This window comes from Brevundimonas sp. SGAir0440, assembly GCF_005484585.1.
In the GTDB taxonomy this organism is placed as follows: Bacteria; Pseudomonadota; Alphaproteobacteria; order Caulobacterales; family Caulobacteraceae; genus Brevundimonas.
This window is the reverse complement of record NZ_CP039435.1, coordinates 2100520-2126739: the sequence shown is the minus strand read 5'-3', so window position 1 is coordinate 2126739 and position 26220 is coordinate 2100520. Positions and strand designations below refer to the sequence as shown.

26 protein-coding genes are annotated in these 26220 nt (G+C 66.6%); 18 read left to right on the top strand and 8 right to left on the bottom strand.

Going from position 1 to position 26220, the window contains the following annotated elements; all coding sequences use genetic code 11:
• The first annotated feature begins 32 nt into the window (after window positions 1-32).
• Both ahpC and ahpF read left to right on the top strand, forming a co-directional pair.
• Window positions 33-596, top strand: coding sequence for an alkyl hydroperoxide reductase subunit C (gene ahpC / locus E7T10_RS10525; RefSeq protein ID WP_017504020.1), 564 nt, complete (start codon window positions 33-35; stop codon window positions 594-596).
• A 179-nt stretch (window positions 597-775) separates the two neighbouring features.
• Window positions 776-2365 carry an alkyl hydroperoxide reductase subunit F gene (ahpF, locus tag E7T10_RS10520; protein WP_137721749.1) on the top strand — a complete coding sequence of 530 codons (1590 nt, stop codon included), beginning with the start codon at window positions 776-778 and terminating at the stop codon, window positions 2363-2365.
• 4 nt (window positions 2366-2369) lie between these two features.
• On the opposite strand, the gene E7T10_RS10515 is transcribed toward ahpF, so the two are convergent.
• The 3 genes from E7T10_RS10515 to E7T10_RS10505 form a co-directional block, all read right to left on the bottom strand.
• Window positions 2370-2624 carry a YdeI/OmpD-associated family protein gene (locus E7T10_RS10515; RefSeq protein WP_137721748.1) on the bottom strand — a complete coding sequence of 85 codons (255 nt, stop codon included), beginning with the start codon at window positions 2622-2624 and terminating at the stop codon, window positions 2370-2372.
• 41 nt (window positions 2625-2665) lie between these two features.
• The gene (locus E7T10_RS10510) at window positions 2666-3478 is read right to left on the bottom strand and encodes a transporter (RefSeq protein WP_168189927.1); all 813 of its coding nucleotides are present in this window, start codon (window positions 3476-3478) and stop codon (window positions 2666-2668) included.
• Between the two features lie 85 nt (window positions 3479-3563).
• Window positions 3564-4214 carry an alpha/beta hydrolase gene (locus tag E7T10_RS10505; protein WP_017504016.1) on the bottom strand — a complete coding sequence of 217 codons (651 nt, stop codon included), beginning with the start codon at window positions 4212-4214 and terminating at the stop codon, window positions 3564-3566.
• Window positions 4215-4372: 158 nt separating this feature from the next.
• On the opposite strand from E7T10_RS10505, the gene E7T10_RS10500 reads away from it, so the two are divergent.
• Genes E7T10_RS10500 through E7T10_RS10465 form a run of 8 tightly spaced genes read left to right on the top strand, consistent with a single transcriptional unit; the run spans window position 4373 to window position 11262 of the window.
• Window positions 4373-4852 (top strand): Rrf2 family transcriptional regulator, encoded by a 480-nt coding sequence (locus E7T10_RS10500; protein ID WP_055753471.1) that lies wholly within the window; start codon window positions 4373-4375, stop codon window positions 4850-4852.
• Window positions 4849-5988, top strand: a complete 1140-nt coding sequence (locus E7T10_RS10495; RefSeq protein ID WP_137721746.1) for a cysteine desulfurase family protein — start codon at window positions 4849-4851, stop codon at window positions 5986-5988. Before E7T10_RS10500 ends, E7T10_RS10495 begins: the two co-directional genes overlap by 4 nt.
• Complete coding sequence (sufB, locus tag E7T10_RS10490; protein WP_137721745.1) at window positions 5988-7454, top strand: Fe-S cluster assembly protein SufB; 1467 nt, start codon at window positions 5988-5990, stop codon at window positions 7452-7454. Before E7T10_RS10495 ends, sufB begins: the two co-directional genes overlap by 1 nt.
• 13 nt (window positions 7455-7467) lie before the next feature.
• Complete coding sequence (gene sufC / locus E7T10_RS10485; protein WP_137721744.1) at window positions 7468-8229, top strand: Fe-S cluster assembly ATPase SufC; 762 nt, start codon at window positions 7468-7470, stop codon at window positions 8227-8229.
• Window positions 8226-9248 carry a Fe-S cluster assembly protein SufD gene (sufD, locus tag E7T10_RS10480; RefSeq protein ID WP_137721743.1) on the top strand — a complete coding sequence of 341 codons (1023 nt, stop codon included), beginning with the start codon at window positions 8226-8228 and terminating at the stop codon, window positions 9246-9248. The genes sufC and sufD overlap by 4 nt, the downstream gene beginning before the upstream one ends.
• Window positions 9227-10465 (top strand): aminotransferase class V-fold PLP-dependent enzyme, encoded by a 1239-nt coding sequence (locus E7T10_RS10475; protein ID WP_137721742.1) that lies wholly within the window; start codon window positions 9227-9229, stop codon window positions 10463-10465. The genes sufD and E7T10_RS10475 overlap by 22 nt, the downstream gene beginning before the upstream one ends.
• 4 nt (window positions 10466-10469) lie before the next feature.
• Window positions 10470-10859 carry an SUF system Fe-S cluster assembly protein gene (locus E7T10_RS10470; protein WP_137721741.1) on the top strand — a complete coding sequence of 130 codons (390 nt, stop codon included), beginning with the start codon at window positions 10470-10472 and terminating at the stop codon, window positions 10857-10859.
• 13 nt (window positions 10860-10872) lie between these two features.
• Window positions 10873-11262 (top strand): iron-sulfur cluster assembly accessory protein, encoded by a 390-nt coding sequence (locus E7T10_RS10465; RefSeq protein WP_137721740.1) that lies wholly within the window; start codon window positions 10873-10875, stop codon window positions 11260-11262.
• 118 nt (window positions 11263-11380) lie between these two features.
• Here the strand turns inward: E7T10_RS10465 and E7T10_RS10460 are convergent, their stop codons facing one another.
• The 4 genes from E7T10_RS10460 to E7T10_RS10445 form a co-directional block, all read right to left on the bottom strand.
• The gene (locus E7T10_RS10460; RefSeq protein ID WP_137721739.1) at window positions 11381-12133 is read right to left on the bottom strand and encodes a 1-acyl-sn-glycerol-3-phosphate acyltransferase; all 753 of its coding nucleotides are present in this window, start codon (window positions 12131-12133) and stop codon (window positions 11381-11383) included.
• A 37-nt stretch (window positions 12134-12170) separates the two neighbouring features.
• Window positions 12171-13220, bottom strand: coding sequence for a GGDEF domain-containing protein (locus E7T10_RS10455; protein ID WP_091746499.1), 1050 nt, complete (start codon window positions 13218-13220; stop codon window positions 12171-12173).
• A gap of 110 nt (window positions 13221-13330) precedes the next feature.
• Window positions 13331-14896 (bottom strand): DEAD/DEAH box helicase, encoded by a 1566-nt coding sequence (locus tag E7T10_RS10450; RefSeq protein ID WP_137721738.1) that lies wholly within the window; start codon window positions 14894-14896, stop codon window positions 13331-13333.
• A 245-nt stretch (window positions 14897-15141) separates the two neighbouring features.
• The gene (locus E7T10_RS10445) at window positions 15142-15744 is read right to left on the bottom strand and encodes a hypothetical protein (protein WP_137721737.1); all 603 of its coding nucleotides are present in this window, start codon (window positions 15742-15744) and stop codon (window positions 15142-15144) included.
• Between the two features lie 184 nt (window positions 15745-15928).
• On the opposite strand from E7T10_RS10445, the gene E7T10_RS10440 reads away from it, so the two are divergent.
• Both E7T10_RS10440 and E7T10_RS10435 read left to right on the top strand, forming a co-directional pair.
• Window positions 15929-16792 (top strand): 50S ribosomal protein L11 methyltransferase, encoded by an 864-nt coding sequence (locus tag E7T10_RS10440; RefSeq protein WP_039243620.1) that lies wholly within the window; start codon window positions 15929-15931, stop codon window positions 16790-16792.
• Window positions 16793-16801: 9 nt separating this feature from the next.
• Window positions 16802-18607: an aminopeptidase P family protein gene (locus E7T10_RS10435; RefSeq protein WP_137721736.1), complete on the top strand. Its 1806-nt coding sequence runs from the start codon at window positions 16802-16804 to the stop codon at window positions 18605-18607.
• 1 nt (window position 18608) lies between these two features.
• On the opposite strand, the gene E7T10_RS10430 is transcribed toward E7T10_RS10435, so the two are convergent.
• The gene (locus E7T10_RS10430) at window positions 18609-20339 is read right to left on the bottom strand and encodes a patatin-like phospholipase family protein (RefSeq protein WP_137721735.1); all 1731 of its coding nucleotides are present in this window, start codon (window positions 20337-20339) and stop codon (window positions 18609-18611) included.
• Window positions 20340-21105: 766 nt separating this feature from the next.
• On the opposite strand from E7T10_RS10430, the gene serS reads away from it, so the two are divergent.
• The 6 genes from serS (at window position 21106) to yajC (ending at window position 26216) form a co-directional block, all read left to right on the top strand.
• The gene (gene serS / locus E7T10_RS10425) at window positions 21106-22560 is read left to right on the top strand and encodes a serine--tRNA ligase (RefSeq protein ID WP_137721734.1); all 1455 of its coding nucleotides are present in this window, start codon (window positions 21106-21108) and stop codon (window positions 22558-22560) included.
• Window positions 22561-22734: 174 nt separating this feature from the next.
• A complete protein-coding gene (gene surE / locus E7T10_RS10420; protein ID WP_137721733.1) occupies window positions 22735-23529 on the top strand; it encodes a 5'/3'-nucleotidase SurE in 795 nt (264 codons plus the stop codon).
• On the top strand, window positions 23526-24170 hold the full coding sequence (locus E7T10_RS10415) for a protein-L-isoaspartate(D-aspartate) O-methyltransferase (RefSeq protein WP_045810751.1): 645 nt from the start codon (window positions 23526-23528) through the stop codon (window positions 24168-24170). The genes surE and E7T10_RS10415 overlap by 4 nt, the downstream gene beginning before the upstream one ends.
• A gap of 36 nt (window positions 24171-24206) precedes the next feature.
• Complete coding sequence (locus tag E7T10_RS10410; RefSeq protein WP_137721732.1) at window positions 24207-24605, top strand: OmpA family protein; 399 nt, start codon at window positions 24207-24209, stop codon at window positions 24603-24605.
• A 117-nt stretch (window positions 24606-24722) separates the two neighbouring features.
• Window positions 24723-25802 carry a peptidoglycan DD-metalloendopeptidase family protein gene (locus E7T10_RS10405; RefSeq protein WP_137722610.1) on the top strand — a complete coding sequence of 360 codons (1080 nt, stop codon included), beginning with the start codon at window positions 24723-24725 and terminating at the stop codon, window positions 25800-25802.
• A 102-nt stretch (window positions 25803-25904) separates the two neighbouring features.
• Window positions 25905-26216, top strand: a complete 312-nt coding sequence (gene yajC / locus E7T10_RS10400) for a preprotein translocase subunit YajC (protein WP_017504795.1) — start codon at window positions 25905-25907, stop codon at window positions 26214-26216.
• Window positions 26217-26220: the final 4 nt, after the last annotated feature.

Genomic DNA, 26220 nt, shown 5'->3' with positions numbered 1-26220 from the left:
GCCTCCCAACCACCTTGCATTGGATTTTGCGCATGGCTCTCATCAACACGACCATCAAACCCTTTACGGCCGAAGCCTATAAGGGCGGCAAATTCCTGACGGTCACGGACGCCGACGTCGCGGGCAAGTGGGCGATCTTCTTCTTTTATCCGGCCGACTTCACCTTCGTGTGCCCGACCGAACTGGAAGACCTGGCTGACCACTACGCCGAGTTCCAGAAGCTGGGCGTCGAGATCTATTCGGTGTCGACCGACACCCACTTCTCGCACAAGGCCTGGCACGACTCGTCGCCGGCGATCGGCAAGATCGAATACACGATGCTGGGCGATCCGTCGGGCCTGGTGACCAACAACTTCGACGCCATGCGTCCGGGCGTGGGCCTGGCCGACCGCGCGACCTTCCTGGTCGATCCGGACGGCGTGATCCAGTTCACCGAGACGACGTCGGAAGGCATCGGCCGCAACGCCGCCGAACTGCTGCGCAAGGTCAAGGCCGCCCAGTATGTGCGCTCGCACCCGGGCGAAGTCTGCCCGGCCAAGTGGGAAGAAGGCGAAGCCACCCTGGCCCCGTCGCTCGACCTCGTCGGCAAGATCTAAGACCCCAAGTTCGGCCGGCGGCGTTTCGATGTCGCCGGCCTGGACGCCCGATCCGTTCGGGCGTTCGCAGAGGCCGCGGGGTGCGTAGCGTTTCCAGCCCCGCGGCCTTTTTGCGTCCTGTCCTCGCCTGAAGCGGCTTGAGGGCGGCGCTCAACCTATTGAATTTCGAGGAGCATCCGATGCTAGACGCCAACCTGAAATCCCAGCTCGAAGCCTACCTCAAGAACATCGTCCATCCCGTCGAACTGGTCGCCTCGCTGGGTGCGGGGCCCAAGTCGATCGAGCTGAAAACTCTGCTGGAGGAGATCGTCTCGGTCTCGCACGGCAAGGTGGAGATGGGCCGCGACTATGATGACGAACGCCAGCCCAGCTTCCTGATCCGCAGGAAGGGCACGGACATCGGCGTGCGATTCGCGGGCATTCCGCTGGGCCACGAGTTCACCTCGCTGGTGCTGGCCCTGCTGCACGTTGGCGGCCATCCGTCCAAGGCGGCGCAGGAGGTGATCCAGCAGGTCAGGGACCTGGACGGCGACTATGTGTTCGAGACCTATTTCTCGCTGTCGTGCCAGAACTGCCCGGACGTGGTGCAGGCGCTGAACCTGATGAGCGTGATCAATCCGCGCATCAAACACGTCGCCATCGAAGGCGGCCTGTTCAAGGACGAGGTCGAAGAACGCAAGATCATGGCCGTGCCGACGGTCTTCCTGAACGGCGAACTGTTCGGTCAGGGCCGGATGGAGCTGGAGCAGATCGTCGCCAAGCTGGATTCCGGCTCCGAAGCCCGCGCGGCCGAGCGTCTGAAGTCGAAGGATCCGTTCGAGGTTCTGGTGGTCGGCGGCGGGCCGGCCGGGGCGGCGGCGGCGATCTATACGGCGCGCAAGGGCATTCGCACGGGCGTGGTCGCCGAACGCTTCGGCGGTCAGGTGCTGGACACGATGGCGATCGAGAACTTCGTCTCGGTCCCCTACACCGAGGGACCCAAGCTGGCGGCCCATCTGGAGCAGCACGTCCGCGAGTATGACGTGGACCTGATGAACCTGCAGAAGGCGGCCAAGCTGATCCCGGCCAAGGTTCCAGGCGGCCTACACGAGGTGGTGCTGGAGAACGGCGCATCGCTGAAATCGCGCACCATCATCCTGTCGACCGGCGCGCGCTGGCGCCAGATGAACGTGCCGGGCGAAGAGCAGTACAAAAACAAGGGCGTGGCCTATTGCCCGCACTGCGACGGACCGCTGTTCAAGGGCAAGCGGGTGGCGGTGATCGGCGGCGGCAACTCGGGCGTCGAGGCGGCGATCGACCTGGCGGGCATCGTCGCCCATGTGACCCTGATCGAATACGACAGCGAGCTGCGGGCCGATGCGGTGCTGCAGCGCAAGCTGGCGACCCTGCCGAACGTGCGGATCGTGACCTCGGCCCTGACGACCCAGGTGCATGGCGACGGCGAGAAGGTGACAGGGCTGTCCTACAAGGACCGCAACTCTGACGCCCATCACGACGTCGATCTGGAAGGCATCTTCGTGCAGATCGGTCTGGTGCCGAACACCGAATGGCTGCACGGCGCGGTGGGCCTGACCCCGCGCGGCGAGATCGAGGTGGATCACCGCGGCGAGACCTCGCAGCCGGGCGTCTTTGCGGCGGGCGACGCGACGACCGTGCCCTACAAGCAGATCGTCATCGCCATGGGCGAGGGGTCCAAGGCGGGTCTGTCGGCCTTCGACTACATGATCCGCACCGAGCCGGCGAAAGAGGCCGTGGCCGAACCGGCTTGATCGCCTAACGGTGGGGGCAGCCGGGCCAGCAGCAGGGGCGGCGCTTGCCGTCGGTCAAGCTCGCCCGGCCCCAATCCAGCCGTTTGCGCCGGGTGTCCGCCTTCTTGGCGGACTCGATCCAGCAGATCCATTCGTTGCGGGCCAGGGGCGTGATGTCGCGCCAGGTCGCCAGGGCGTCGGGCGCGGCGACCAAAGTCTCGCGCAGGTCGTCAGGCAGGTCGTGAACCACGCCGCCCGGGATGTCGGTCGCATCGGTCATGGCCGTTTGTCGCAGCGACACGTCGGGTCCACAACGGCGCGTTAGAACCGCCGTGCGAGACCGACGCCAAACTCCACATCTGGGCTGTCGTCGTTCAGGCCGAAGTTGAGGCCGAAGTCCAGCTGGGCGTCGGGCAGGTCCGGGGGCGACCAGACGGCGGTCAGGTCGAAGGTGGACGGCGTGGTCGGCGCGACGGGATCATCGTCGCGGCTGATCCAGACCTCCGCGCCCAGATCCCATTGGCCGAAGCCGCGTCCGACGCCGGCGACCATCGTATAGGCGCCGTGGCGGCCGTCGCCGTCCGCATCCGAGACCCAGTCGATCTCGGGCGACAGACTCAGGCTCCAGTCGTCGTTCAGCGGGATGGAGACCGGCAAGATGACGCCGCCCTCGAAACCGTCGGCGCGAATATCGCGCGCACCCGTCGGCGCGGTGACGAAACCGGAAATCGCGACGGACAGGCCCGAGCCGTCAGGGTTCTTCAGCGAGTGGCGCAGGCCGATACTGAGATCGCCGACGCCCTCAGCCACCTCACGGTCGCCGGTCGCGCGGTCGAGGATCCGTTCGCGATTCCAGGTCGTGAGCCCGAGTTGAAGCTCGGTCAGGCCCGTCAGGCCATAGCGCACGAAGAGATCGCCGGCGTCCCAGGTGTCGGTCCGTGTGGCGTCGTCCGTCTGACGCGCGCCGTCGAACAGGCCGAGTTCGACCTGCCAGCGGCCCTTGTCGAGGATGCAGGTCGGCGTGCCCTTGCCGGGGCGATCGGCGCAGAAATCGCGCTCTGGCGCAGACTGAGCCGCCACCACAGTGGGCGAGGCCAGGCAGGCGATCAAGGCGATCAGAAGGGGCGGGCGCATGGCGGATCTCGCAGCGATGTCTCGCCCGATCATGCCGCCCGCGCCTTAATCAGCCGTGACGCCAAGCCGAATAACAGGCCGGATGTCAGGCCGGCTTTTCTTCCAGACGCTTGTCCAGATAGGCGCCGACGCGGGTTTCGACCGCGCTCATGTGGTCCTGCCAGAAGTGGCTGGCGCCCTCTTCCAGTTCGTAGTCGATGATGATGCCCTTTTGGGTGCGCAGCTTGTTGACCACGCGCTCGACCTCGACCGGCGGGACGATGGTGTCGGCCGTGCCGTGCAGGAACAGGCCGGACGCCGGGCAAGGCGCCAGGAAGCTGAAGTCGTACATGTTCGACGGCGGCGAGACCGAGATGAAGCCGTCCGTTTCGGGGCGACGCATCAGAAGCTGCATGCCGATATAGGCGCCGAACTGATAGCCGGCGACCCAGGTCTGGCTGGCGCCGGGATTGTTGGCCTGGAGCCAGTCGAGGGCGGTGGCCGCGTCGGCCAGCTCGCCGATGCCCGAATCGAACTCGCCCTGCGACTTGCCGACGCCGCGCGAGTTATAGCGCAGGGTCGCAAAGCCGCGCTGCTGGAACAGCTGGTGCAGGGTGACCGCGACCGGGTTGTTCATGTGCCCGCCCGCCTTGGGGTGCGGATGCAGGATCAGCGCGATCGGGGCGTTCGGGCGCTTGCCCGGGGAATAGCGGCCTTCGATGCGACCGGAGGCGCCGGGCAGGATGACTTCAGGCATAGGGGCTCTGGAATCCGTTCAACTGTCATTTCGCGAGTGCGTAATACTTGACCGCAGAGGTGGGACTTTCTAAGTCCCTCCGCAAGCGCACCGCCTTTGCGAAGGCGCGGGTTCTAGCACAGGAGCCCCGAAAAGCGCGCAATTTTTGAAGGTGCGAAATGCGTCTGTCGACCAAGGGACGATACGCCGTGATGGCGATGGCCGATCTGGCGAAGAACGGACGCGGCGAGAGCGGTGAAATCCGGGCGGTTTCGCTGGCCGAGATCGCCGCGCGCCAGGAGATTTCGCTGAGCTATCTAGAGCAGTTGTTCGCCCGTCTGAGGAAGAGCGAACTGGTCAAGAGCGTGCGCGGACCGGGCGGCGGATACCGTTTGGCCAAGGCGGCGCACGAGACGGTGGTCGCCGAGATCGTGCTGGCGGTGGATGAACCGATCCGGGCGACGCGATGCGTGGCGCATGGCTCGCCCAAGGGCTGCATGCTGGCCGGGGAACGCTGCATTACCCACAATCTCTGGGAAGACCTGGGCGACGAAATCCATCGCTATCTGGCCGGCGTGTCGCTGGAGGATGTGGTGATGAACCGCACGGGCCAGCGTCGGCGCAACGTCGAGCCCTCTGCCGTGGGGGTGGCGGCATGACCGGCGTCTATCTGGACTACAACGCCTCGGGCCTAGTGCGGCCGGAGGTGCTGGAGATCATGGCCAGGGCCCTGGCCGACAATGGCAATCCCTCAGCGGTCCATGCGGCGGGCCGGCGGGCGCGGGCGCGGGTCGAGACCGCACGGGCGCAGGTCGCGGACTTGGTCGGGGCCGATCCGACGGCGGTGGTGTTCAACTCGGGCGGCACCGAGGCGAACGCCCAGGGCGTCGCAAGCGCGCTGGCGGCCGGTTGCGAACGGTTGATCGTGTCGGCGACCGAGCATCCGTGCGTGGCCGAAGCGGCCGCGAACACGGGCGTAGCCGTAGAGGTTCTGCCGGTCGATGCGAACGGGGTGGTCGATCTGGACTGGCTGGCGGAGGCGCTGAGCCGCCCGGGCCGGTCCGTGGTCGCCATCCATCATGCGAACAACGAAAGCGGCGTCATCCAGCCGGTCGCCGAGGCGGCGGCGCTGGTGCGGGCGGCGGGCGGCTGGCTGCATGTCGACGCCATCCAGTCGGCGGGCAAGATCGCGGTCGATATGCGCGCGCTGGACGCGGACACCCTGACCCTGTCGGCGCACAAGCTGGGTGGGGCGCAGGGCGTCGGCGCCCTGATCTTCAAGGAAGGTCTGTCGGGCGTGCGGATCCTGCACGGCGCGGGGCAGGAGCGGGGCTTGCGCGCCGGGACCGAGAACGTGCCGGGCATCGCCGGGTTCGGCGTCGCAGCCGATTGCGCCGCGCGGGATCTGGAGACGATGGCTTCGCATGTCGCCTGGCGCGATGCGGCCGAGGCGAAGGTCAAGTCCGCAGGCGCGACCATCATCGGCGGCGGCGTGGCGCGTCTGCCCAACACCCTGTTCATGGCGGTCGAGGGCTGGGACAGCCCGCAGCAACTGATCACCCTGGACCTGACGGGGGTCATGGTGTCGGCCGGCTCGGCCTGTTCGTCGGGCAAGGTGAAGCCGTCCAAGACCATCAGCGCCATGGGCCTGAATGCGCTGGCGACCGGGGGCGTGCGCGTCTCCGGCGGCTGGGGCACGGTCGAGGGCGACTGGGCAAGGTTCGCCGACGCCTGGGTCGCCGCCTACAACAAGCACAAGACGCGCGCCGCCGAGCGCGTGAGAGAGGTCGCCTGATGGCCGCCGTCAAGGAAACCATCGACGCCGTCGCCGCGCTGGAGAAGTACGAGCACGGCTTCACGTCCGACATCGAGACGGAATATGCGCCCAAGGGACTGAGCGCCGAGATCGTGCGCTTCATTTCCGAAAAGAAGGGCGAGCCGGAATGGATGCTGGAATGGCGTCTGGCCGCCTATGAGCGCTGGCTGGCGATGGAGGAGCCGACCTGGGCGGCGGTCCGTTACGAGCCCGTCGATTATCAGGACCTGTTCTACTATGCGGCGCCCAAGAAGAAGGACGGGCCGAAGTCGCTGGACGAGGTCGATCCCGAAATCCTGGAAATCTACAAGAAGCTGGGCATTCCGCTAAAGGAGCAGGAGGTGCTGGCCGGGGTGCAGGGCGCGCCCAAGGTCGCCGTGGACGCCGTGTTCGACAGCGTGTCGGTGGTCACGACCTTCAAAGAGGAATTGGCCAAGGTCGGCGTGATTTTCATGCCGATTTCCGAGGCCTTGCGCGAATATCCTGATCTGGTGCGGCAATATCTGGGATCGGTGGTGCCGGTCTCGGACAACTATTTCGCGGCGCTGAACAGCGCGGTCTTTTCGGACGGCTCGTTCGTCTACATCCCGCCGGGCGTCAAATGTCCGATGGAGCTGTCGACCTATTTCCGCATCAACGCGAGCCAGACGGGCCAGTTCGAGCGGACCCTGATCATCGCCGACAAGGGGGCTTACGTCTCCTATCTGGAAGGCTGCACCGCGCCGATGCGCGACGAGAATCAGCTGCATGCGGCCGTGGTCGAGATCGTGGCCCTGGACGACGCCGAGGTGAAGTACTCGACCGTCCAGAACTGGTACCCCGGAGACGCCGAGGGCAAGGGCGGCATCTACAACTTCGTGACCAAGCGCGCCGACTGCCGGGGCGATCGGTCCAAAGTCAGCTGGACCCAGGTCGAGACCGGCTCGGCCGTGACCTGGAAATATCCGTCCTGCGTCCTGAAGGGCGAGGAGTCGTCCGGCGAGTTCTATTCCATCGCCATCACCAACGGGCATCAGCAGGCCGACACCGGCACCAAGATGATCCACCTGGGCAAGAATTCGAAGTCGCGGATCATCGCCAAGGCGGTGTCGGCGGGACGGTCGGATTCGACCTATCGAGGCCTGGTCTCGGTGCATCCGAAGGCGACGGGCGTGCGCAACTTCACCCAGTGCGACTCCCTGCTGATCGGCAAGGAGTGCGGCTCGCACACCATCCCCTATATCGAGGCGCGCAACGGCTCGGCCCAACTGGAGCACGAGGCGACGACGACGCGCCTGTCGGACGACCAGCTGTTCTACGCCCAGCAGCGGGGGCTGTCGCAGGAGGAGGCGGTGGCCCTTCTGGTCAACGGCTTCGTGCGCGGCGTGATGCAGAAACTGCCGATGGAATTCGCCGTCGAGGCGCAGAAGCTGGTGGCGATCAGCCTTGAAGGCTCGGTTGGATAATCAAGAAGAAACAATGCTTAACATCAACAACCTCAATGTCTCTGTCGGCGAAAAGCCGATTCTCAAGGGGCTGACGCTCGACGTTCCCGCCGGCGAGGTGCACGCCATCATGGGGCCGAACGGGGCCGGCAAGTCGACGCTCGGCTACGCTCTATCGGGACGGCCGGGCTATGAGGCGACGGAAGGGTCTGTCGAATGGTCGGGCGAGGACCTGCTGGCGCTGGACCCGGCCGAGCGGGCGGCCAAGGGCGTCTTCCTGTCGTTCCAGTATCCGATCGAGATTCCCGGCGTGCCGGCCCTGACCTTCGTGCGGACGGCGCTGAATGCGCAGAAGCGCGCGCGGGGCGAGGAAGAGGTGGCGGCGCCCGCTTTCCTGAAGCTGGTTCGTGAGGCGTCCAAGGCGTTGAAGATGGACTTCGACATGCTGAAGCGGCCGTTGAACGTCGGCTTCTCCGGCGGCGAGAAGAAGCGAATGGAAATCCTGCAGATGGCCCTGCTGGAGCCGTCGCTGCTGATCCTGGACGAGACGGATTCCGGCCTGGACATCGATGCCCTGCGCATCGTGTCGGAGGGTGTCAACGCGCTGCGCTCGCCCGACCGCGCCATGCTGGTCATCACCCACTATCAGCGCCTGCTCGACTACATCAAACCGGACCGGGTGCATGTGCTGGCCGGCGGTCGGATCGTGGCGTCGGGCGGGCCGGAACTGGCGCTGGAGCTGGAGGCGGAAGGGTACGACAAGTATCTGCCGCCCGTCCTAGAGGGGGCCGCATGACCGCGGCCTTCGCCATCGACCTGACCGACGCCGAGACCTATCCGTCGCGACGGACGGAAGCGTGGAAATACAGCGACCTGAAGCGCTACCTTCGCGCCGCGCCGGAGCCGTCAGGCACGGCTGAGGTCGGGCCGCCGGGACCGTTTTACGATCTGGGCGGGGAGGCGATCGTCTTCGCCAACGGACGCGCCGTCGGCGTGACCGACTTCATCGCCTCGGGCGAGCGGACGCTGCGGTTGCGCTATGTGTCGGACGCCGTCGGCACGGGCCACACGGCCAGCGCGCGGGTTTCGGCGCGCGCGGGCGCCAGGCTGCTGCTGCTGGAAACGCATGAGGGCGCAGGCTCGGCCTACGTCGCGCACAATACGCTGGAACTGGACGTGGCGGCCGGGGCCGAGGTGACGCGCGTCGTGCTGGTCGAGGAGCCGGAAGACGCCATCTCCATCGCCGAGGCCCATGTGAAGGTCGAGGCGGGCGGCGTCTATCGCCAAACCATCGTCACGACCGGCGCCAAGTTGCAGCGGATCGAGACGCGCATCACCCACTATGCCCAGGGCGCTCAGGTTCAGGCCGACGGCCTTTATCTGCTGAACGGATCGCGCCATGCGGACCTGACCAGCGTGGTGCGTCATGTGGAACACGACGGCGCGACCTCGCAACTGATCAAGGGCGTGGCCCGCGACACGGCGCGCGGCGTCTTCCAAGGCAAGATTGTGGTCGAGCGCGGCGCCGACGGCACCGATGCGCGCATGGGCCACCACGCCCTGATCGCTTCCGAGCGGGCCGAGATCGACGCCAAGCCGGAGCTGATCATCTATGCCGACGACGTGCAGTGCGCGCACGGCAACACCGTGGGGACGCTGGACGAGAGCGCCCTGTTCTACATGCAGCAGCGCGGCATTCCGGCCGACGAGGCCCGCGCCCTGCTGACCCAGGCCTTCCTGATCGAGGTCATCGACCGGATCGAGCATGAGGGCGCGAGAGAGGTGGCGCGGGAATGGCTGACGGCGCGGTTGTGAACACCTTCGATCCCTATGCCGTGCGGGCGCAGTTCCCGATCCTGTCGCGACAGGTGAACGGCAAGCCGCTGGTCTATCTGGACAACGCGGCCTCGGCCCAGAAGCCGCGCGCGGTGATCGACGCCCTGGTCGCGACGATGGAAGGCGGCTACGCCAACGTCCACCGAGGCCTGCACACCCTGTCGAACGAGGCGACCGAGGCCTTCGAAAAGGCGCGCGAGATCGTCGCCCGCTTCCTCAACGCCGAGAGCGCCGAACAGGTGGTCTGGACCAAGGGCGGGACCGAGGCGATCAATCTGGTGGCCAACGGGCTGGGCCTCAGCATCGAGCCGGGCGACGAGATCCTCGTCTCGGAGATGGAGCATCACTCCAACATCGTACCGTGGCATCTGCTGCGTGAACGACGCGGGGCGGTGATCAAGTGGATTCCGGTCAAGGACGACGGCTCGCTGGACATGGCGGCCTATGCCGACCTGCTGGGGCCCAGGACGCGGATGGTCGCCGTCACCCATATGTCCAACGTGCTGGGGACCATCAATCCGGTCGCCGAGATCAGCCGCTTGGCCCATGCGTCGGGCGCTCAGGTGCTGATCGACGGTTGCCAAGGGGCGGTCCATGCGACGCCGGACGTGCAGGCCATCGGCTGCGACTTCTACGTCCTGACCGGGCACAAGCTGTTTGCGCCCACTGGCATCGGCGCCCTGTACGGCAAGGCCGAGGCGCTGGAGGCGCTGCCGCCCTATCAGGGCGGGGGCGAGATGATCGAGACGGTTGCGCAGGACCGCGTGACCTACGCCCGGCCACCTCACCGGTTCGAGGCGGGGACGCCCCCGATCCTGGAGGCCATCGGCCTGGGCGCGGCGTTGGAATGGCTGGCGCAATACGAGCGGGCGGCGGTGCAGGCGCATGAGCATGCCCTCTATCAGCACGCTGTCGACCGACTTCAGGGTCAGACCTGGCTGCGGGTTTTGGGGCAGGCCGAAGGCAAGGGCGCGATCCTGACCTTCGCCGTCGAGGGCGCGCACGCCCATGACGTGGCCCAGATCATGGACCGTTACGGGGTCGCGGTGCGCGCGGGTCTGCACTGCGCCGAGCCGCTGGCGAAAAGAATGGGAGTGACGTCGAGCACCCGCGCGTCCTTCGCCCTATATAACACCGTGGAGGATGCCGACGCCTTCGTGGATGCGCTGATCAAGGCGCGGAACTTCTTCGTATAAGCCGATGACAGATCAACCGATTCAAGACAGCGACGCCTTCAAGGACGCCTGGGACGAACCCCAGAAGAGCGCCCTGTCGCAGGCCGAGTTGGACACGCTGACCGATCAGCTGATCGAGGCGCTGAAGACGGTTTATGACCCGGAAATCCCGGTCGACATCTATGAGCTGGGCCTGATCTATCGCGTGGACGTCAACGACGATCGCGACGTGGTGGTGGACATGACCCTGACGGCGCCGGGCTGTCCGGTCGCCGGCGAAATGCCGGGCTGGGTGGAGACGGCGGTCGAGAAGGTCGAGGGCGTGCGCAGCGCCAAGGCCAATCTGGTGTTCGATCCGCCGTGGGACGCCTCCAAGATGAGCGACGAGGCCAAGCTGGCCCTGAATATGTTCTGATGGATATGTTCTGATGAGCGAGCTTCAAGCCACATCCCGTCCGCGTCGCCCGCGCCCAAAGGCCGTCACCCTGACGGACGCGGCCGCAGATCGGGTGCGAGAGATCCTGGACAATGCCGAGAACGATCACATCGGCCTGAGGATCGGGGTTAAGAACGGCGGTTGCGCGGGGCAGGAATACACCTTCGCCTATGCCGACGAGATCGGACCGATGGACGAGGTGGTCGAGGACAAGGGCGTCACCATCCTGATCGAGCCCCGGGCCGTGCTGTTCCTGATCGGCACCGAGATCGACTATGAGACGACGCGGCTGGCGTCCAAGTTTGTGTTCAACAATCCGAACCAGACCGACGCCTGCGGCTGCGGCGAGAGCGTGACCATCGTGCCGGTCGCCGCCGACTGAGGCAAATCCCGATCTGATGGGCTGCTGGACACTGACCGACGCGGTCCTGGATAGTCCCGACGAAGCCGTCGCCTGGACGCAGCGGTGAAGAAGGCGTCGGGAAAGACGCTGAATCGCACTACTTCGTCGGCGCCTCGATCAGCACGGCCGGCGTCACGGGCTGACCCGTGGCCTGGGCGACGAGCTCGGCGGTGCGGGTCTCGATGACGGCTTCGAGGCGAGCCAGGAACTCGTCTTTGGGCAGGCCGACGGGGATCGGGTCGAGGAACTCCAGCGTCGCCGTGCCGGGGTGTTTTTCGTACTTTTCCTCTGGCCAGAAGAGGCCGAGGTTGGTGGCGAGCGGCACGACCGGCACGTCAAAGTCGCGGTACATGTGCCAGACGCCAGAGCGATATTTGAACTTCTTGCCGACAGGCGCGAGATGGCCCTCGGGATAGATCAGGATCTTGCGGTTCTCGGCGCGGGCCTCGGCGGCGCGCATGGCCAGGGCCTTGCGGGCTTCGTGGCCGCCGCAGGAGTTAACGACGATGGCGCCCAGCTTCTTCAGTACGCCGCCCAGCAGAGGAAACTTTTCCAGATGATCGCCGGTGACGAAGGCGATGTCGTCGAACTGATCATAGGTCGCAAAGCCGTCGCCCCAGCTTTGATGCTTTGAGGCGATGATGAAGGCGCCCGGGGGCAGTCGATCCTTGCCGCGAACGTCCAGCTTGATGTTGGCGAAGATCGACATGGCCTGGACCATGCGTTTCACATAGCGACGGATGACCCAGCTGGCCGGGCCGCGCCCGGGCGCCAGCGCGGCGAAGGCGGCGGTCAGCCCGTAACCGATCGACAGGATCCAGTAGGCGACATTGAAGGCGAAGCTGCGCATGGAGCGACTATGGCAGAAAGCTTGGTCCTGTCAGACCCTAAGCCGCCTTTTCGAGCGATGACGCCGGCGTGACGCAGTTTCGGCCCGCACGCTTGGATTCGTACAGGGCGGCGTCGGCGCGTTCCAGCAGGCTGGCGGCGGTTTCGCCCTTTTGGCGCTGGGCGAAGCCGGCAGAGACCGTGACTGAGCCCAGGTCATCATTGGTCGAACGACGGCGCAGCGCGCGTGACGCCACGTCGTTGCGGATGCTTTCAAGCGCCGCCATCACGACGCCGGCGCCTTCACCCGGGAAAATGATGGCGAACTCCTCACCGCCGAACCGGGCGGCGAATCGGGTCTTGCCGCAGATGTTGGACAGGACGGTGGAGACATAGCGCAGCACCTGGTCGCCGGTCTGGTGGCCCCAGGTGTCGTTGAACCGTTTGAAGTGGTCGATGTCCAGGATGGCCAGGCTGAGCGGCGCGCCGTCATCCTCGGCGCAGGCGGCCTCGAGCCGTTCGTCGAAGGCCTTGCGGTTGGCCAGATTGGTCAGGGCGTCGGTCATGGCGTCACGGCGCACCTGTTCCAGGTTTTCGCGCAGGCGGATGACTTCCTTGTTGGACTTTTCCAGACGTTTTTCCAGGATCGCCGTTTCCCGACGCACGCGGTTGGTCGCGGTCGACAAGCCGCCGACCAGATCCTTCAGCGACGACGGATCATCGACGGTTTCCATGCACTGCGAGGCGTCGGCGAGGGTTTCGCCATAGTCGTGCTGGGTCTTGTGCGCCATGGCGATGGCGCTGGCGACGCTGGCCAATTCGCGGTCAAGCACGGCGCCGACGTCGCGGATCTGATCCGGCAGGCGACCGCGCGGCAGGAACTCGGCGGCCAGCATTTCGGACGTCTTGTCAGTGATGACCGCAGACTGCGCCAGAAGACGGCGGATTTCCTGGGCCAGGGGGCCGTCAGGGTCGCTGATGTAGTGCAGCCAGAGCTCGAAGTTCAGCGGCGTGGGCCACACGCCGGCCTTTTCCATTTCGCCGATGACGTTGCGCGCCAAAGCATAGGCTTGAGGAGCTCTTAGCGCCGTCTCGACTTTTTTCGACATTCTTGTTCCCCTGGGCTCCTGTTCTGGAGCTGTGTCGGGGCGCACACTACGGGATGTTCCGTAATGCAGGGTAAACGACGCGGCGTCTCACCGCGCCGTTGTGTACAAATTCAAGCGCGAATGACGACGGGCCGGCGCAGGAAGGCCGGAATGTCGTCGCCGAAGCCACGCACGCCCTGGCGCTGAGTATCGGCCTTGTCGGCCTTGCGGTCGCCGCGGCGATCGGATTGCAGCAGCTGCGGTTCGCGGTCTGCACGGTCGGGGCGTGCGGCGTGAGCGGTCTCAACAGGCTCGACGATGGGCTGCGCTTCGATTGCGGCGGCGACAGGAACCGCAACTTCGACCGGCGTCTCGGGGCGGGCCTTGCGGCGGCTGCGGCTGCGGGGCGTTGCGGCCTCTTCAGACGATGGCGCGGCGGTGACTGGGGCGATGTCGACAGGCTCGGCGGACGGGGTGGGCGCGCTGCTGGTGCGCGACCGGCTGCGACCGCGTTCGCCCGAGCGTTTGTCGTCGCGGCGAGGGCCGTCCTTGATGGCGGCGAAGTCGATGCCGTCCAGAACGAGCTCTTCCGGATCCTTCTTGATCAGCTTCAGCACCTTATCCAGCGACTTGTCGTCGGCCGGGGTCACGATCATGAAGGCTTGGCCCAGCTTGCCGGCGCGGCCGGTGCGGCCGATGCGGTGGACGTAGTCGTCGGCGTGGTGCGAGACGTCGTAGTTGAAGACGTGGCTGACATCCGGGATGTCCAGTCCGCGCGCGGCGACGTCTGACGCCACCAAAATCTTGAGCGCGCCCGAGCGGAAGTCCGCCAGGGTCTTCATCCGGTGCGACTGATCTAGGTCGCCGTGGATCGGGGCAGCGTCGAAGCCGTGGGTCTTCAGCGACTTGGCGACGATATCGACTTCGGATTTGCGGTTGCAGAAGACGATGCCGTTGCGCACGTCCTCGCGACCGACCAGGGCGCGCAGAGCGGTCCGCTTGGCCTTGGGGTCCGAGGTCGGGATGCGGACGATGTACTGGGTGATGGTGTCGGCGGTCATCGCCGGACGCGAGGCCTCGATCCGGGTCGGATCCTTGAGGAAGGCTGTCGTCAGGCGCGTGATCTCCGGCGGCATGGTCGCCGAGAAGAACAGGGTCTGGCGGCGCGGCGGCGTCAGTTTGAAGATGCGCTCGATGTCGGGGATGAAGCCCATGTCCAGCATCCGGTCGGCCTCGTCGACGACCATGATCTCGACGCCGGTCAGCAGCATCTTGCCGCGCTCGAACAGATCCAGCAGGCGGCCGGGCGTGGCGATCAGGACATCGACGCCCTTGTTCAGCGCCGCAACCTGGTCGCCCATGGAGACGCCGCCGATCAGCAGGACCCAGCTCAGTTTGGTGCCCTTGGCGTATTTGGCGAAGCTCTCGGCGACCTGGTCGGCCAGTTCACGGGTCGGGGCCAGGACGATGGCGCGCGGCATGCGGGCGCGGGCGCGGCCGGTGGACAGGCGATCGACCAGGGGCAGGGTGAAGGCGGCGGTCTTGCCGGTGCCGGTCTGGGCGATGCCGAGCACGTCACGGCCGGCGAGGGCGACGGGGATCGCCTGTTCCTGAATAGGCGTGGCGGTCGTGTAGCCGGTGTCGGCGACGGCCTGAAGGGTCGTGGGCGAAAGGCCCAGTTGGGAAAATTCGGTCATGAATCCTTGGGAGAGAAAGCGTCTGCGTGCATAGCAGCAACGGAACCGCCCCTCTTTGGGCGAGCGGGCGGCGCGTATCGCAGACCTGTCCCGAGGCTGGGGGGCATATAGAAGCCCCTGCGCAGAAGTCAAGTATTCGTGGTTTTTAGCCCAGGCGAGCGCAGGCCGTAAATTTCGGCCCGCAAACGAAAATCGCCGGACGGGCGAGCCGTCCGGCGATCTGCTGGATCAGAGAGGAAGGGCGATCAGCGCTTGCCGAAGATCATGTCGCCCAGTTTGGCGAAGAAGCCCTTTTCCTCGGGCTTGGCGGCGGGCGCCGGCGCCGGCTTGGGGGCTTCGACCGGCTTGGCAGCGGGTGCCGGCGTCGGCGCGGGCGCCGCAGCGGCGGGCGCAGCGGCGGGCTTGGGCGCGGCGACGGGCTCGGCAGGCTTGGGCGCCGCTGTGGCCGGCTTGGCGACAGGCGCGGCCTTCGAGGCGGCGGCGGGTTTCGAAGCGACGGCTTTCGGCGCAGGAGTTTTGGCCGCTGCAGGCTTTGCCGCCGTCGCCTTCGGTGCGGCCGCTTTCGAAGCTGCAGGCTTCACTGCCGTCTTGGCGGCGGCGGGCTTGGCTGCGGCCGGTTTGGGTGCAGCAGCCTTGGGAGCGGCTTTTGGAGCAGCCTTGGGGGCAGGGGCGGTTTTCGGCTTGGCTGCGGCCTTGGCGGCGACCGGCTTAGCAGCAGGCTTGGGGGCGGCGGTTTTGGGCGTCGCAGTCTTGGGCGCGACAGCCTTCGCGGCGGCGGCCTTCGGCGCAGCGGCTGCCGGCTTGGCAGCGGCCTTGGGCGCGGCGGTTTTCTCGGCAACGGTCTTCACGGCGCTCGACTTCGGCGCGGCTTTAGGCTTGGAAGCGGCGGTCGCCGGCTTTGGCGACGCTGGTTTAGACGTAGACGGTGACTTGGCCATGTATTCCCCGACCCCTCGGTTTGATAAAAACGCGGCGGCGACGGGTGTTCAGCACCGGATCGCTACGATTCGCCATATTACCGGTGTTTGAAAAATGTCCGAGTCCGCACTTCAGATAATCGCACGCGGTCCGCGCGCAGCCGCAGAGGCCGCCGCAGAGGCCGTAGACGCCGATCCGCGACTGGAAGGCGCGACCTATTCGATCCTGGAAGAGGACGAGGACAATGACGTCTGGCGCATCGACGCCTTCCCCACGACCGACGACGAGGTCGAGGGGCTGAAGGCGGTGCTGGCGGGCTATCCGGTGACGGTGCTGGTCGAGAAGCTGGCGGACGCTGACTGGCTGGCCATGTCGCTGTCGGGTCTGCCGCCCGTCGAGGCCGGACGGTTCTTCGTCTACGGCGCGCACGATCAGGGCAAGGTGCCCGAGGGTCGCGTCACGCTGAAGATCGACGCCGGCGCCGCCTTCGGCACGGGCCACCATGGCACGACGGTCGGCTGCCTGGAGGCGTTCGACAAGCTGCTGGAGACTGAAAGCTTCGAGAAGGTGCTGGACGTGGGGTGCGGCACGGGCGTGCTGGCGATCGCGGCGGCCAAGACGGGCACGCCCATCGCCGTCGGCACCGACATCGACGAGCCCTCGGCCCGGATCGCCAATGAGAACGCCGAGATCAACGAGGCCAAGTGCGACTTCTATTTCGCCGATGGTCTTAGCGATCCGCGCATCGCCCAGCATCAGCCGTATGATCTGGTGTTCGCCAACATTCTGGCCGCGCCGCTGGTGCATCTGGCGCCCGAGATCGGGGCGGCGCTGAAGAGCGGCGGGGTCGCGATCCTGTCGGGCCTGCTGCGCACGCAGGAGGAGCGGGTGCTGGAGGCCTATCTGCCGCTGGGCTTCACGGTCGAGCAGACCATCCATCATGACGCCTGGAGCGCCCTGCAACTGCGCAAGGGCTGAGGATCGATAATGCGCCAGACTTTCGATGAGACGACCGACCCGTCCTTCGGGGCCAAGCACCTGCCGCTGCTGCGCGCCGAAATGGCCAAGCAGGGGCTGGACGGGTTTCTGATCCCGCATGAGGACGAGCATCAGAACGAATATCTGCCGGACGCCAATGAGCGCCTGGCCTGGGCGACCGGCTTCACCGGCTCGGCCGGGGCGGCGGTGGTGTTTCAGGATCGCGCCAGCATGTTCACCGACGGTCGCTACACCGTTCAGGTCAAGGCCCAGACCGATCCGGCCCTGTTCGAGCGGCGCGACCTCAACGACGTGGCGGCTTATCTCGAGACGGCGGCGAAGGGGGCGGTGATCGGTTACGATCCGCGTCTGCACAGCCCGGATGCCTTGGTCGCCTTAAAGGCGGCGGCGCAGAAGGCGGGGGCCGAGTTGCGCGCCGTGGACGCCAATCCGCTGGATCTGGCCTGGGGCGCCGATCGTCCCGCCCAGCCGACGGCGCCGGTCGTACCGCACGAGGACGTCTATTCCGGCGAAAGCCACGCGTCGAAACGGGCGCGGATCGGCAAGGCCGTAGCTGACGCCGGCGCAGACGCGGTGGTGCTGACGGCGCCGATGTCGATCGCCTGGCTGTTCAATGTGCGCGGCGGGGATGTGATCCGTTCGCCTCTGCCGATCGGCCAGGCCATCCTGGCGGCGGACGGCAAGGCGCGGCTGTTCCTGGATCCGGCCAAGGTCACGAATGCCCTGCCGGGCTGGCTGGGCGACGATGTTCGCATCGAGGCGACCGAGCAGCTGCCGGCTGCGCTGGACGGGTTGTCGGGCCAGAAGGTCATGATCGATCCGTCGCTGTCCTCGGCCTGGTATTTCGACCGGCTGGACGCGGCAGGCGCGACGGTGGTGCGGGCGATGGACCCCTGCGCCATTCCCCGGGCGGCCAAGAATGCGGTGGAGATCGAGGGCAGCCGTCAGGCGCATATCCGCGACGGGGCGGCGCTGAGCCGGTTCCTGCACTGGGTCGATACCGAGGTGCAGGAGACCCTGCCGGACGAGCGCGAAGTGGTCGAGGCGCTGGAGCGATTTCGCGAGGAGACCGGGGCGCTGAAGGACCTGAGTTTCGACACCATCGCCGGGGCCGGGCCGAACGGGGCCTTGCCGCATTACAAGCCGGTGGGCGCCAGCATTCGCAAGGTGGAGAAGGGCTCGCTGCTGCTGGTGGACGGCGGCGGTCAGTATCTGGACGGCACGACCGATGTGACCCGCACCATGGCGGTGGGCGAGCCGAGCGAGGACCAGCGCCACAAGTTCACCCTGGTGCTAAAGGCGCATATCGCCATGGCGACGATCCGCTTCCCGGCCGGGACCAGCGGCATGGCGCTGGACGCCATTGCAAGGGCGCCGATGTGGGCGTCGGGGCTGGATTACGATCACGGCACCGGCCACGGCGTCGGCAGCTATCTGGGAGTCCACGAGGGGCCGCAGCGGATCGCGAAATGGGGCACGTCCCAGCCGCTGCTGGAAGGGATGATCCTGTCCAACGAGCCCGGCTATTACCGCGAAGGCCACTGGGGCATCCGCATCGAGACCCTGCAGGTGGTGACGCCGGCCGTGGTCCCCGAGGGCGGCGAGCGCCCGATGCACGGGTTCGAGCAGCTGACGTTCGCGCCCATCGACCGCAAGCTGATCGCGGTCGAGATGCTGACGCCGGACGAGCGGGCCTATGTCGACGCCTATCACGCCGAAACACTGGCCAAGGTCGGGCCGTTGATGGATGGCGAGGCGCTGGACTGGCTGAAGCGGGCCTGCGCGCCGCTTTGACCTAAAGCACCGGAACTCGTCGCCGCAGGTGGGTGACGGGGACCGTCAGTTCGGCCAGCGCGGCCTTCATCGCCTCATAGCCTGTGGCGACGGGGCCGTCGTAGGTCTTCCAGTCGCGAATGTCGCTGCCGGCGACCTGAGGCAGGACCAGAATGTCGGCGTCGGCGCGCGACTGGGTCATCTCGGCGTCGGTGGTGATGGTCGCCGAACGCATCAGGATGGAGACGATGGGCGGGCCGGCCTTCCAGGCTCCGGACAGGACCCATTTCCACCAGGACGGCGGATTTTCCAGCGCCTGGGGATCGACGCCGCGCGTCTGGGACATGTCGACGCCGATGATCGGGCCGCTGTTCAGCTGGCGCATCACGCTGGTGGGAAAGTTCTTCAGCACGGCGCCGTCCACCAGCACCTGACCGTCCATCACGACCGGCGGCAGGACGCCGGGAATGGCGATGGAGGCGCGCATGGCCCGACGCATCAGGCCCGTGCGATGCGCCTCGATCCGGCCCGAGGTCAGGTTCGAGGAGACGGCGAAGAAGGGCAGGGCCAGGTCCGCCAGGTCGATGTCGCCGTAGGCCTGTTCCAGCAGACGGGCGACCTTGCGGGCGCGGGACATGGCGATGATCGGCACGGCGAGGTCCGACAGCGGATCGGACTCGACGAAGGCGCGCCGGATCTCGAAATCCAGCCGTTCGAAGGACCAGTCCAGGGCCGGGCCGGCGGCGACGACCGCGCCCATGGAGGCGCCGCCCGCGAAGTCGATGGGGACCTTGGCCTCTTCCAGCGCCCGGATCGCGCCGATGTGGCAATAGGCCCGCGCGCCGCCGCCGGACAGGACCAGGCCGACCGCCGTGCCGGTGACGACGCGGGCGATCCGCTCGGCGTCCTTGGCCAGCCCCTCGACGCAATGGAACCAGCGATCGGGCTGCAACGCATCCAGCCAGACGCGGGTGTTGGCCGGATGATGCATGCGCGGATCGCGCAACAGGATCAGGTCGGTCAGGCGGCGGCCGTCGCCGAAGCCCTGGCGGCGCGGCACGGCGGACGGCGGCGCCAGAAGGCCGCTGCCGACGATGAACATCCGGTCCACCTGACGCGCGCACAGACTGGCCCAGGCGGGCTGATCCTGTTCGGCGACATAGAGGACGTAGTCGTGGTCGCCCTCCACCCGGCTGAACCATTCGGACGCCGAGGCCAGGGCCGACTGGTCGATGACCTGACAGGTGAAGCCCATGGCCTGGATGGCGGCGCCGATGCGTTCGACGAAGGCGCGGATGGGGCGGGGACGGGCCGAGACGAAGCCGAAGACGCTGGGCTCGGATGCGCCGGCGGTGCGTTCGCGGGCGCGGTGGATCATCAGCCGCGACAGCTCGACCATCAGGTCCGGCTCGGTGCGGGCGGCCTCGAAGAAGGCTTCGCGCGGCAGGGCCAGAATCTCGCTGTCCCTCAGGGCGACGACGGTGGCGGTGTGCGGCGTGCCGGCCAGCATGGCCATTTCGCCCACCGGCTCGACCGCCTTGACCACGCCCAGCATGTGCGGCGGTTGATCCGCCTCCATCCGGAACACGCCCAGACGGCCGGACCGGACCAGATACAGGGTGTCGGCGGGATCGCCCTCGGTGAACAGCGGCTCGCCGCCGGTCAGCGCGAACCAGCTGGCCCGGTCGACCATGCGACCTTCGAAGATGCGCGCGAGCGAGGTCGCCAGCGTGTCGGGGCGAAGCGTGGCCATGATGCGTTTGTAGGCGCGATTCTGGGGCGGGTGAATGGGATGTTTGGACGTGCGACGGCGCCTTCGCGCGGGCGCAGCGAAGTCTGGAGGGCTGGGCGGAGCGCCGGGCCTTCGCCCGGAGTGTGAGTTTGTAAGTACCGTTTCGACGAAGGGTGTGACGCTCCGCGCGGAAGGTTGGCCTGCAAGCTCGGGGCGCCGAGCGGTGGCGGTCTTATCGCCTAACCCCATAAGCCTGCGACGGGTCGGCGGTCCCTGCGAGGACCGTCCCGAGTGCGGCCGAGTATCCCCCTCGACCCTGCGACGCGACTGCGGACGCCGGGGCGATTCCCCGACCGATCAGCCCCGGCGCCGCGATGGGATTTCACCATCGCCCCCGTTTCCTCCGCTCTCGCCGCCGCAAGGTCGCAGGCCAGGCGAGCCCTCCATGCGACGAGACGGGGGCATTATGGGGCCGTTTGACCCCGTGGATGGAAGACGGGCGACATAAATTGGCAAGCGGTTGAAATCACTGCGGATGGACCAGCGGCATTGCGATGGCTGGGCATCGTCTCCTCCCCACTCATGGGGAGGTGGCTCGAAGCGTAGCGGAGAGACGGAGGGGCTCTTCAGCGGATACCGGCGTTCAAGCGGCGTCTAGAACCCCTCCACCGCTTCGCGGTCCCCCTCCCCATTGCATGGGGAGGAGACATTAAGCTTCTCGCGTTGCCCGATTCCGCGTGGGCGGGTAGAGCGTTCGGCTTCTCCCGCCCAGCCGAAGTTTCAGACCATGCACGACATCAGAGCCATTCGCGAGAACCCCCAGGTTTACGTGGCGGGCTGGTCGTCGCGCGGGGTGGACGAGGCCGATGGGCTGGTGGCGGACATCCTGCGGCTGGACGGCGAACTGCGTCACGCCCAAACGACGGGGCAGGACGCCCTGGCCAAGCGCAATGCGGCCTCCAAGCTGATCGGCGCCGCCATGGGTCGCAAGGACATGGCCGAGGCCGACCGGCTGAAGGCCGAGGTCGAGGCGCTGAAAGGCGATATCGCGGCGGCGGCCGAGGTCGAGGCGCGTGTCGGCAAGGAACTGCGCGACCTGCTGGCGGCGCAGAAGAACCTGGCGGCCGAGGATGTGCCGGACGGCGAGGACGAGGCGGGCAATGTCGAGGTCTCGACCTGCGGCGAGCCGCGTCGCACCGGTCCGGCCAAGGACCACGCCGACTTGGGCGAGGCCCTGGGCATGCTGGACTTCGAGGCGGCGGCCAAGATGTCGGGCGCGCGGTTCGCGGTGCTGAAGGGGCAGTTGGCGCGGCTGGAGCGGGCCGTGGGCCAGTTCATGCTGGATATGCAGACGGACCAGCACGGCTATCTGGAAGTGAACCCGCCGTTGCTGGTGCGAAATTCGACGATGTATGGAACAGGCCAGCTTCCAAAATTCGAAGAAGATTTGTTCTCTACGACGCGGAGCAAATCCGATGCCGACTCGATGTTTGATGAGTTAATCAAAGGTGGGTTCGAAGGGGCTCGGCGTGGCCTTCCGGAAGGTGCGACTCTTGAGATGTTGCAGGAGACTTTCACTCGACTTCTGCCTTCTTGGAGAAAAACATTTGATGGAGAGGTCAGCGAACATCTCAAGCTGTTCCTCATCCCCACCGCCGAAGTCTCCCTGACCAATCTCGTGCGCGAAACCATCCTGTCCGAGGACGACCTCGCCACGCCGATGCGGATGACGGCGCTGACGCCGTGCTTCCGGGCTGAAGCGGGGTCGGCGGGGCGCGATACGCGCGGGCTGATCCGCCAGCACCAGTTCTCGAAGGTCGAGATGGTGTCCATCGCACGGCCGGAAGACTCAGACGCCGAGCACGAGCGGATGACGGCCTGCGCCGAGGCGGTGCTGAAGGCGCTGGAGCTGCCGTTCCGGCGGATGCTGCTGTGCAAGGGCGACATGGGCTTTTCGGCGCAGAAGACCTTCGACCTGGAGGTCTGGCTGCCCAGCCAGGGGACCTATCGCGAGATCAGCAGCTGCTCGAACTGCGGGGACTTCCAGGCGCGGCGCATGGATGCGCGGTTCAAGCGCGCCGGCGAGAAAAAGACCGAGTTCGTCCATACGCTGAACGGCTCGGGCCTGGCGGTCGGCCGGACGCTGGTGGCGATCATGGAAAACTATCAGCAGGACGACGGGCGGATCGCCGTGCCGGCGGTGTTGCAGCCCTATATGGGCGGGTTGACGCATGTGGGGTGACGCCTCGCTTTCGTCATCCTCCGGCGCGAAGCGACCGGGGGACCCAGCGGCGCGCGAAAGCGCGAACCTGTCGCGAATCCAATCTTCCGGCATCCTGCTGCCAAACCATTTCGCCTTCGGCGCCGCTGGGTCCCCCGGTCTCGCTGCGCTCGCCGGAGGATGACGAAAGACAATATGCGTATTCTTTTGACCAACGACGACGGCATCGAGGCCGAAGGTCTGGAATGCCTGGAGCGGATTGCGCGCACGCTGAGCGACGACGTGTGGGTGTGTGCGCCCGCCGTCGAGCAGTCGGGCAAGGGGCGGGGGATCACCCTGACCGAGCCGCTGCGGGTGCTGAACCTGGGCGAGAAGCGGTTCGCGGTGACGGGCACGCCGACCGACTGCGTCGTGCTGGCGGTCAATGACCTGATGCCGGAGAAGCCCGATCTGGTGCTGTCGGGCGTCAATCGCGGGCACAATATCGGCGAGGACGTCAGCTATTCCGGCACGGTGGCGGGCGCCTTGCAGGGGATGGCGTTCGGCATCCGCTCTATCGCCCTGAGCCAGAGCCTGGAGCGGTTCCACGACGAGGTGGTGGCGCACTGGGAGACGGCGGAAGCCTTTGCGCCTGCGATCATCAGTCGCTTGCTGGACCAGAAATGGGCGAACGGGGTGGTGATGAACCTGAACTTCCCCAACCGGCCGCCCGAAGCGGTCGATCAGGTCGAGGTGACGACTCAGGGCTTCCGCAACGTCGGCGAGATGCACGCGGTGCGGCGCACGGACCTGCGCGGGCGGGACTATTACTGGATGAGCTTCCGGGGCGAGAAGCAGGAGCATGCCGAGGGCACGGATTTGCGGGCCATCGAAGAGGGGCGGATCTCGGTCACGCCGCTGCATATCGACCTGACGCACATGACCAGCGTGCATGACCTGAAGAAGGTGCTGGGCGGGGCGCCGCCAAAGAGCGTGGCGACTGCCGCATGAACCTCCACGACGACCGGGCCGGGCGGCTGATCCTGTCGCTGCGGCAGCAGGGGGTCACGGACCCGCGCGTGCTGAAGGCGATGGAGAGCATCGACCGCGCGGTCTTCGTGCACGAAAAGTTCCTGGATCAGGCGTGGGAGGATCAGGCCCTGCCAATCGACTGCGCCCAGACGATCAGCCAGCCCTATATCGTCGGACTGATGACCCAGGCGCTGGAGGTGCAAGCGCGTCACCGGGTGTTGGAGATCGGTACGGGTAGCGGATACCAGTGCGCGGTGCTGAGCCGGCTGGCGCGCTATGTCTATTCGGTGGAGCGGTATCGCAGTCTGCTGGTCGAGGCCGAAGCACGACTGCGGGTGCTGAAGATCGAGAACGTCATCACCAAGCACGGCGACGGCGGCCTGGGCTGGGCCGAACAGGCGCCGTTCGACCGGATCATGGTCACGGCCGCGTCGCCGACCGAGCCGACCGAACTGCTGAAACAGCTGAAGCCGAACGGGGTGCTGGTCGCGCCTGTGGGACGCACGTCGGTGCAGATGCTGCATCGCTACGTCGGGCAGGGAGACGGGTCGTTCCACCGCGAAAGCCTGACCGAGGTACGGTTCGTTCCCCTGGTCGAGGGGACGGCGAAGGAGGGATGACTTGTTTCGACAGCGCTTTCGGGCGAACGTCACGAAATGAAATGGCTGCCTGCCTTCTTTGCATTTTCCACCATCGCCTTGTCGTCTCCGGCGATGGCGCATCAGTTCCTAGACTATTTTCCCTATGGCAAAGCCGATCTCTCACCCAAGGGATATCAGACGGCCAGAGAGGTGGCCGGCTATGTCCAGCGTTATGGGCCTGACAGCTATCGGGTGGTGATCGCTGCTCATATGGACACGGCAGAAGGGCAGGAGTTCAGCGACGAGCTTTCCGCGAGACGCGCCCAGTCTATGGCGACTGAGCTCGTAGCGCTCGGTTTGGACCCTGCTAGAATTGAGATGAGGCCTTACGGAACGCGGGCTCTGGCCAGGCCCACAGCCGTCGATGTGCGGGAGCAACTGAACCGACGCCTAAGTGTGGATGTTAACTTCTAAGCCACGGCCGTTAACCTTCGCGCCCCAATTCCGCGATGATTGCGGGGTTGGCTTATGGGGCGCGAGCGGGCACACCGGGCGGGCGAATTTAACCACGAATGGGAGCAGCCGGTGGCGATGATTTCGGGCTGGATGAGAGCGGTTCTGGTCGCGGGGGCGGCGTTGAGCACGGCGGCCTGCATCAGCTATCCTTCGGAGCCGCGCTATTCGACGCATGCGAATCCGGCGCCGGCCTATGGTCCGGGGCAGGGCGCCTATCCGCAGCAGCCGCCCTATCCGAACGCCGGTCAGAATTCGAACCAGCCCTATCGGCCGGCCCCCTATGAATCGCCGCCGCCCGCGACCGCGCCGATCGGCCAGGTGGAGGGCGGGGCCTTGCCGCCGACGGTCAATGTCGGTCCGAGCCAACCGACCTATCAGCCGCCGGCGTCGCAGCCGCCCGCCTATACGCCGCCGTCCTATCCGTCGTCGTCGGCCCCGGTGCGTCCGGGCGCGGCCTATGTGATCCAGCCGGGCGACACGATCTCGGGCGTGGGACGCCGCTTCCAGACCCCGGTGCAGACACTGATCGATCTGAACGGCCTGGGACCGCGCGGGGCGATCACGACGGGCCAGCGAATCATCCTGCCTGAAGCGGCGGTGGATACCGGCCGCGACCCTTACGCGACCGGCGCTTCGCCCGTCGGCGTCTTGGTGCCCAACAACGGCGCCGTGCCGCCGCCCCCGCCGCCGCCCTCGGGCAATGCGGCGCTGCCGGTCCAGACGCGGCCTGTCGAACAGACCAACGCCGCCGGCGCCGCTGCCGGTCAGCCGAACCTGTTGTGGCCCGTGCGCGGCGACATCGTGCGGCGTTTCGGCCCGGTCGGCATGGGCGAGCGCAACAACGGCATCAACATCGGCGCCTCGGCCGGCGCGACGGTCAGCGCCTCTGCGGCCGGGCGCGTGGCCTATGTCGGCAGCGATCTGGTGGGGCAGGGGCTGACGGTGCTGATCGTACACGCCAACGGCTGGCGCACGGTCTACGGCCATCTGGGTTCGGCGACGGTCAAGGACGGCGACGACGTGCGCGCGGGCCAGCAGATCGGCACCGTGGGTCTGACGGCCGGCGACGGACGCCCCTCGATCCACTTCGAGACCCGTCAGATGCGCGGCGACGATCCGGTCGCCGTCGATCCTTTGACAGTGTTGCCCAGGTAGCGCTTTCGCCGCGTTGCAATCTGCGAGGCGCGGCCCTAGGTTCCGCGCCTCGTTTTAATGGGGGGCCGACGAGGGCTACCCTTCTATGTTCGGAGACGACCCATGGGCGCTGAAGGCGGCTTGACGGCGCAGTTGATCGGGTTTGCGCCCATCATCGGTATTTTCATCCTGTTCTACTTCCTGCTGATCCGTCCGCAGCAGAAGCGCGCCAAGGAGCACGCGACCGCCATCGCCGCCGTCAAGCGTGGCGATACCGTCGTCCTGGGGAGCGGCATGATCGGCAAGGTCACCCGCGTCGAAGAGGCCGAGGTCAACGTCGAGATCGCGCCCAGCGTCAATGTGCGCGTGGTCAAGGCCATGATCGCCGAGGTGCGCAACCGCACCGCCATCGCCGCCAACGATTCCAAGGCCTGATACG

What these genes read in the sequence shown, in the direction of transcription:
- ahpC (WP_017504020.1), top strand. Translation starts at nt 33, where the DNA reads ATGGCTCTCATCAACACGACCATCAAACCCTTTACGGCCGAAGCCTAT.
- ahpF (WP_137721749.1), top strand. Translation starts at nt 776, where the DNA reads ATGCTAGACGCCAACCTGAAATCCCAGCTCGAAGCCTACCTCAAGAAC.
- E7T10_RS10515 (WP_137721748.1), bottom strand. Translation starts at nt 2,624, where the DNA reads ATGACCGATGCGACCGACATCCCGGGCGGCGTGGTTCACGACCTGCCT.
- E7T10_RS10510 (WP_168189927.1), bottom strand. Translation starts at nt 3,478, where the DNA reads ATGCGCCCGCCCCTTCTGATCGCCTTGATCGCCTGCCTGGCCTCGCCC.
- E7T10_RS10505 (WP_017504016.1), bottom strand. Translation starts at nt 4,214, where the DNA reads ATGCCTGAAGTCATCCTGCCCGGCGCCTCCGGTCGCATCGAAGGCCGC.
- E7T10_RS10500 (WP_055753471.1), top strand. Translation starts at nt 4,373, where the DNA reads ATGCGTCTGTCGACCAAGGGACGATACGCCGTGATGGCGATGGCCGAT.
- E7T10_RS10495 (WP_137721746.1), top strand. Translation starts at nt 4,849, where the DNA reads ATGACCGGCGTCTATCTGGACTACAACGCCTCGGGCCTAGTGCGGCCG.
- sufB (WP_137721745.1), top strand. Translation starts at nt 5,988, where the DNA reads ATGGCCGCCGTCAAGGAAACCATCGACGCCGTCGCCGCGCTGGAGAAG.
- sufC (WP_137721744.1), top strand. Translation starts at nt 7,468, where the DNA reads ATGCTTAACATCAACAACCTCAATGTCTCTGTCGGCGAAAAGCCGATT.
- sufD (WP_137721743.1), top strand. Translation starts at nt 8,226, where the DNA reads ATGACCGCGGCCTTCGCCATCGACCTGACCGACGCCGAGACCTATCCG.
- E7T10_RS10475 (WP_137721742.1), top strand. Translation starts at nt 9,227, where the DNA reads ATGGCTGACGGCGCGGTTGTGAACACCTTCGATCCCTATGCCGTGCGG.
- E7T10_RS10470 (WP_137721741.1), top strand. Translation starts at nt 10,470, where the DNA reads ATGACAGATCAACCGATTCAAGACAGCGACGCCTTCAAGGACGCCTGG.
- E7T10_RS10465 (WP_137721740.1), top strand. Translation starts at nt 10,873, where the DNA reads ATGAGCGAGCTTCAAGCCACATCCCGTCCGCGTCGCCCGCGCCCAAAG.
- E7T10_RS10460 (WP_137721739.1), bottom strand. Translation starts at nt 12,133, where the DNA reads ATGCGCAGCTTCGCCTTCAATGTCGCCTACTGGATCCTGTCGATCGGT.
- E7T10_RS10455 (WP_091746499.1), bottom strand. Translation starts at nt 13,220, where the DNA reads ATGTCGAAAAAAGTCGAGACGGCGCTAAGAGCTCCTCAAGCCTATGCT.
- E7T10_RS10450 (WP_137721738.1), bottom strand. Translation starts at nt 14,896, where the DNA reads ATGACCGAATTTTCCCAACTGGGCCTTTCGCCCACGACCCTTCAGGCC.
- E7T10_RS10440 (WP_039243620.1), top strand. Translation starts at nt 15,929, where the DNA reads ATGTCCGAGTCCGCACTTCAGATAATCGCACGCGGTCCGCGCGCAGCC.
- E7T10_RS10435 (WP_137721736.1), top strand. Translation starts at nt 16,802, where the DNA reads ATGCGCCAGACTTTCGATGAGACGACCGACCCGTCCTTCGGGGCCAAG.
- E7T10_RS10430 (WP_137721735.1), bottom strand. Translation starts at nt 20,339, where the DNA reads ATGGCCACGCTTCGCCCCGACACGCTGGCGACCTCGCTCGCGCGCATC.
- serS (WP_137721734.1), top strand. Translation starts at nt 21,106, where the DNA reads ATGCACGACATCAGAGCCATTCGCGAGAACCCCCAGGTTTACGTGGCG.
- surE (WP_137721733.1), top strand. Translation starts at nt 22,735, where the DNA reads ATGCGTATTCTTTTGACCAACGACGACGGCATCGAGGCCGAAGGTCTG.
- E7T10_RS10415 (WP_045810751.1), top strand. Translation starts at nt 23,526, where the DNA reads ATGAACCTCCACGACGACCGGGCCGGGCGGCTGATCCTGTCGCTGCGG.
- E7T10_RS10410 (WP_137721732.1), top strand. Translation starts at nt 24,207, where the DNA reads ATGAAATGGCTGCCTGCCTTCTTTGCATTTTCCACCATCGCCTTGTCG.
- E7T10_RS10405 (WP_137722610.1), top strand. Translation starts at nt 24,723, where the DNA reads ATGATTTCGGGCTGGATGAGAGCGGTTCTGGTCGCGGGGGCGGCGTTG.
- yajC (WP_017504795.1), top strand. Translation starts at nt 25,905, where the DNA reads ATGGGCGCTGAAGGCGGCTTGACGGCGCAGTTGATCGGGTTTGCGCCC.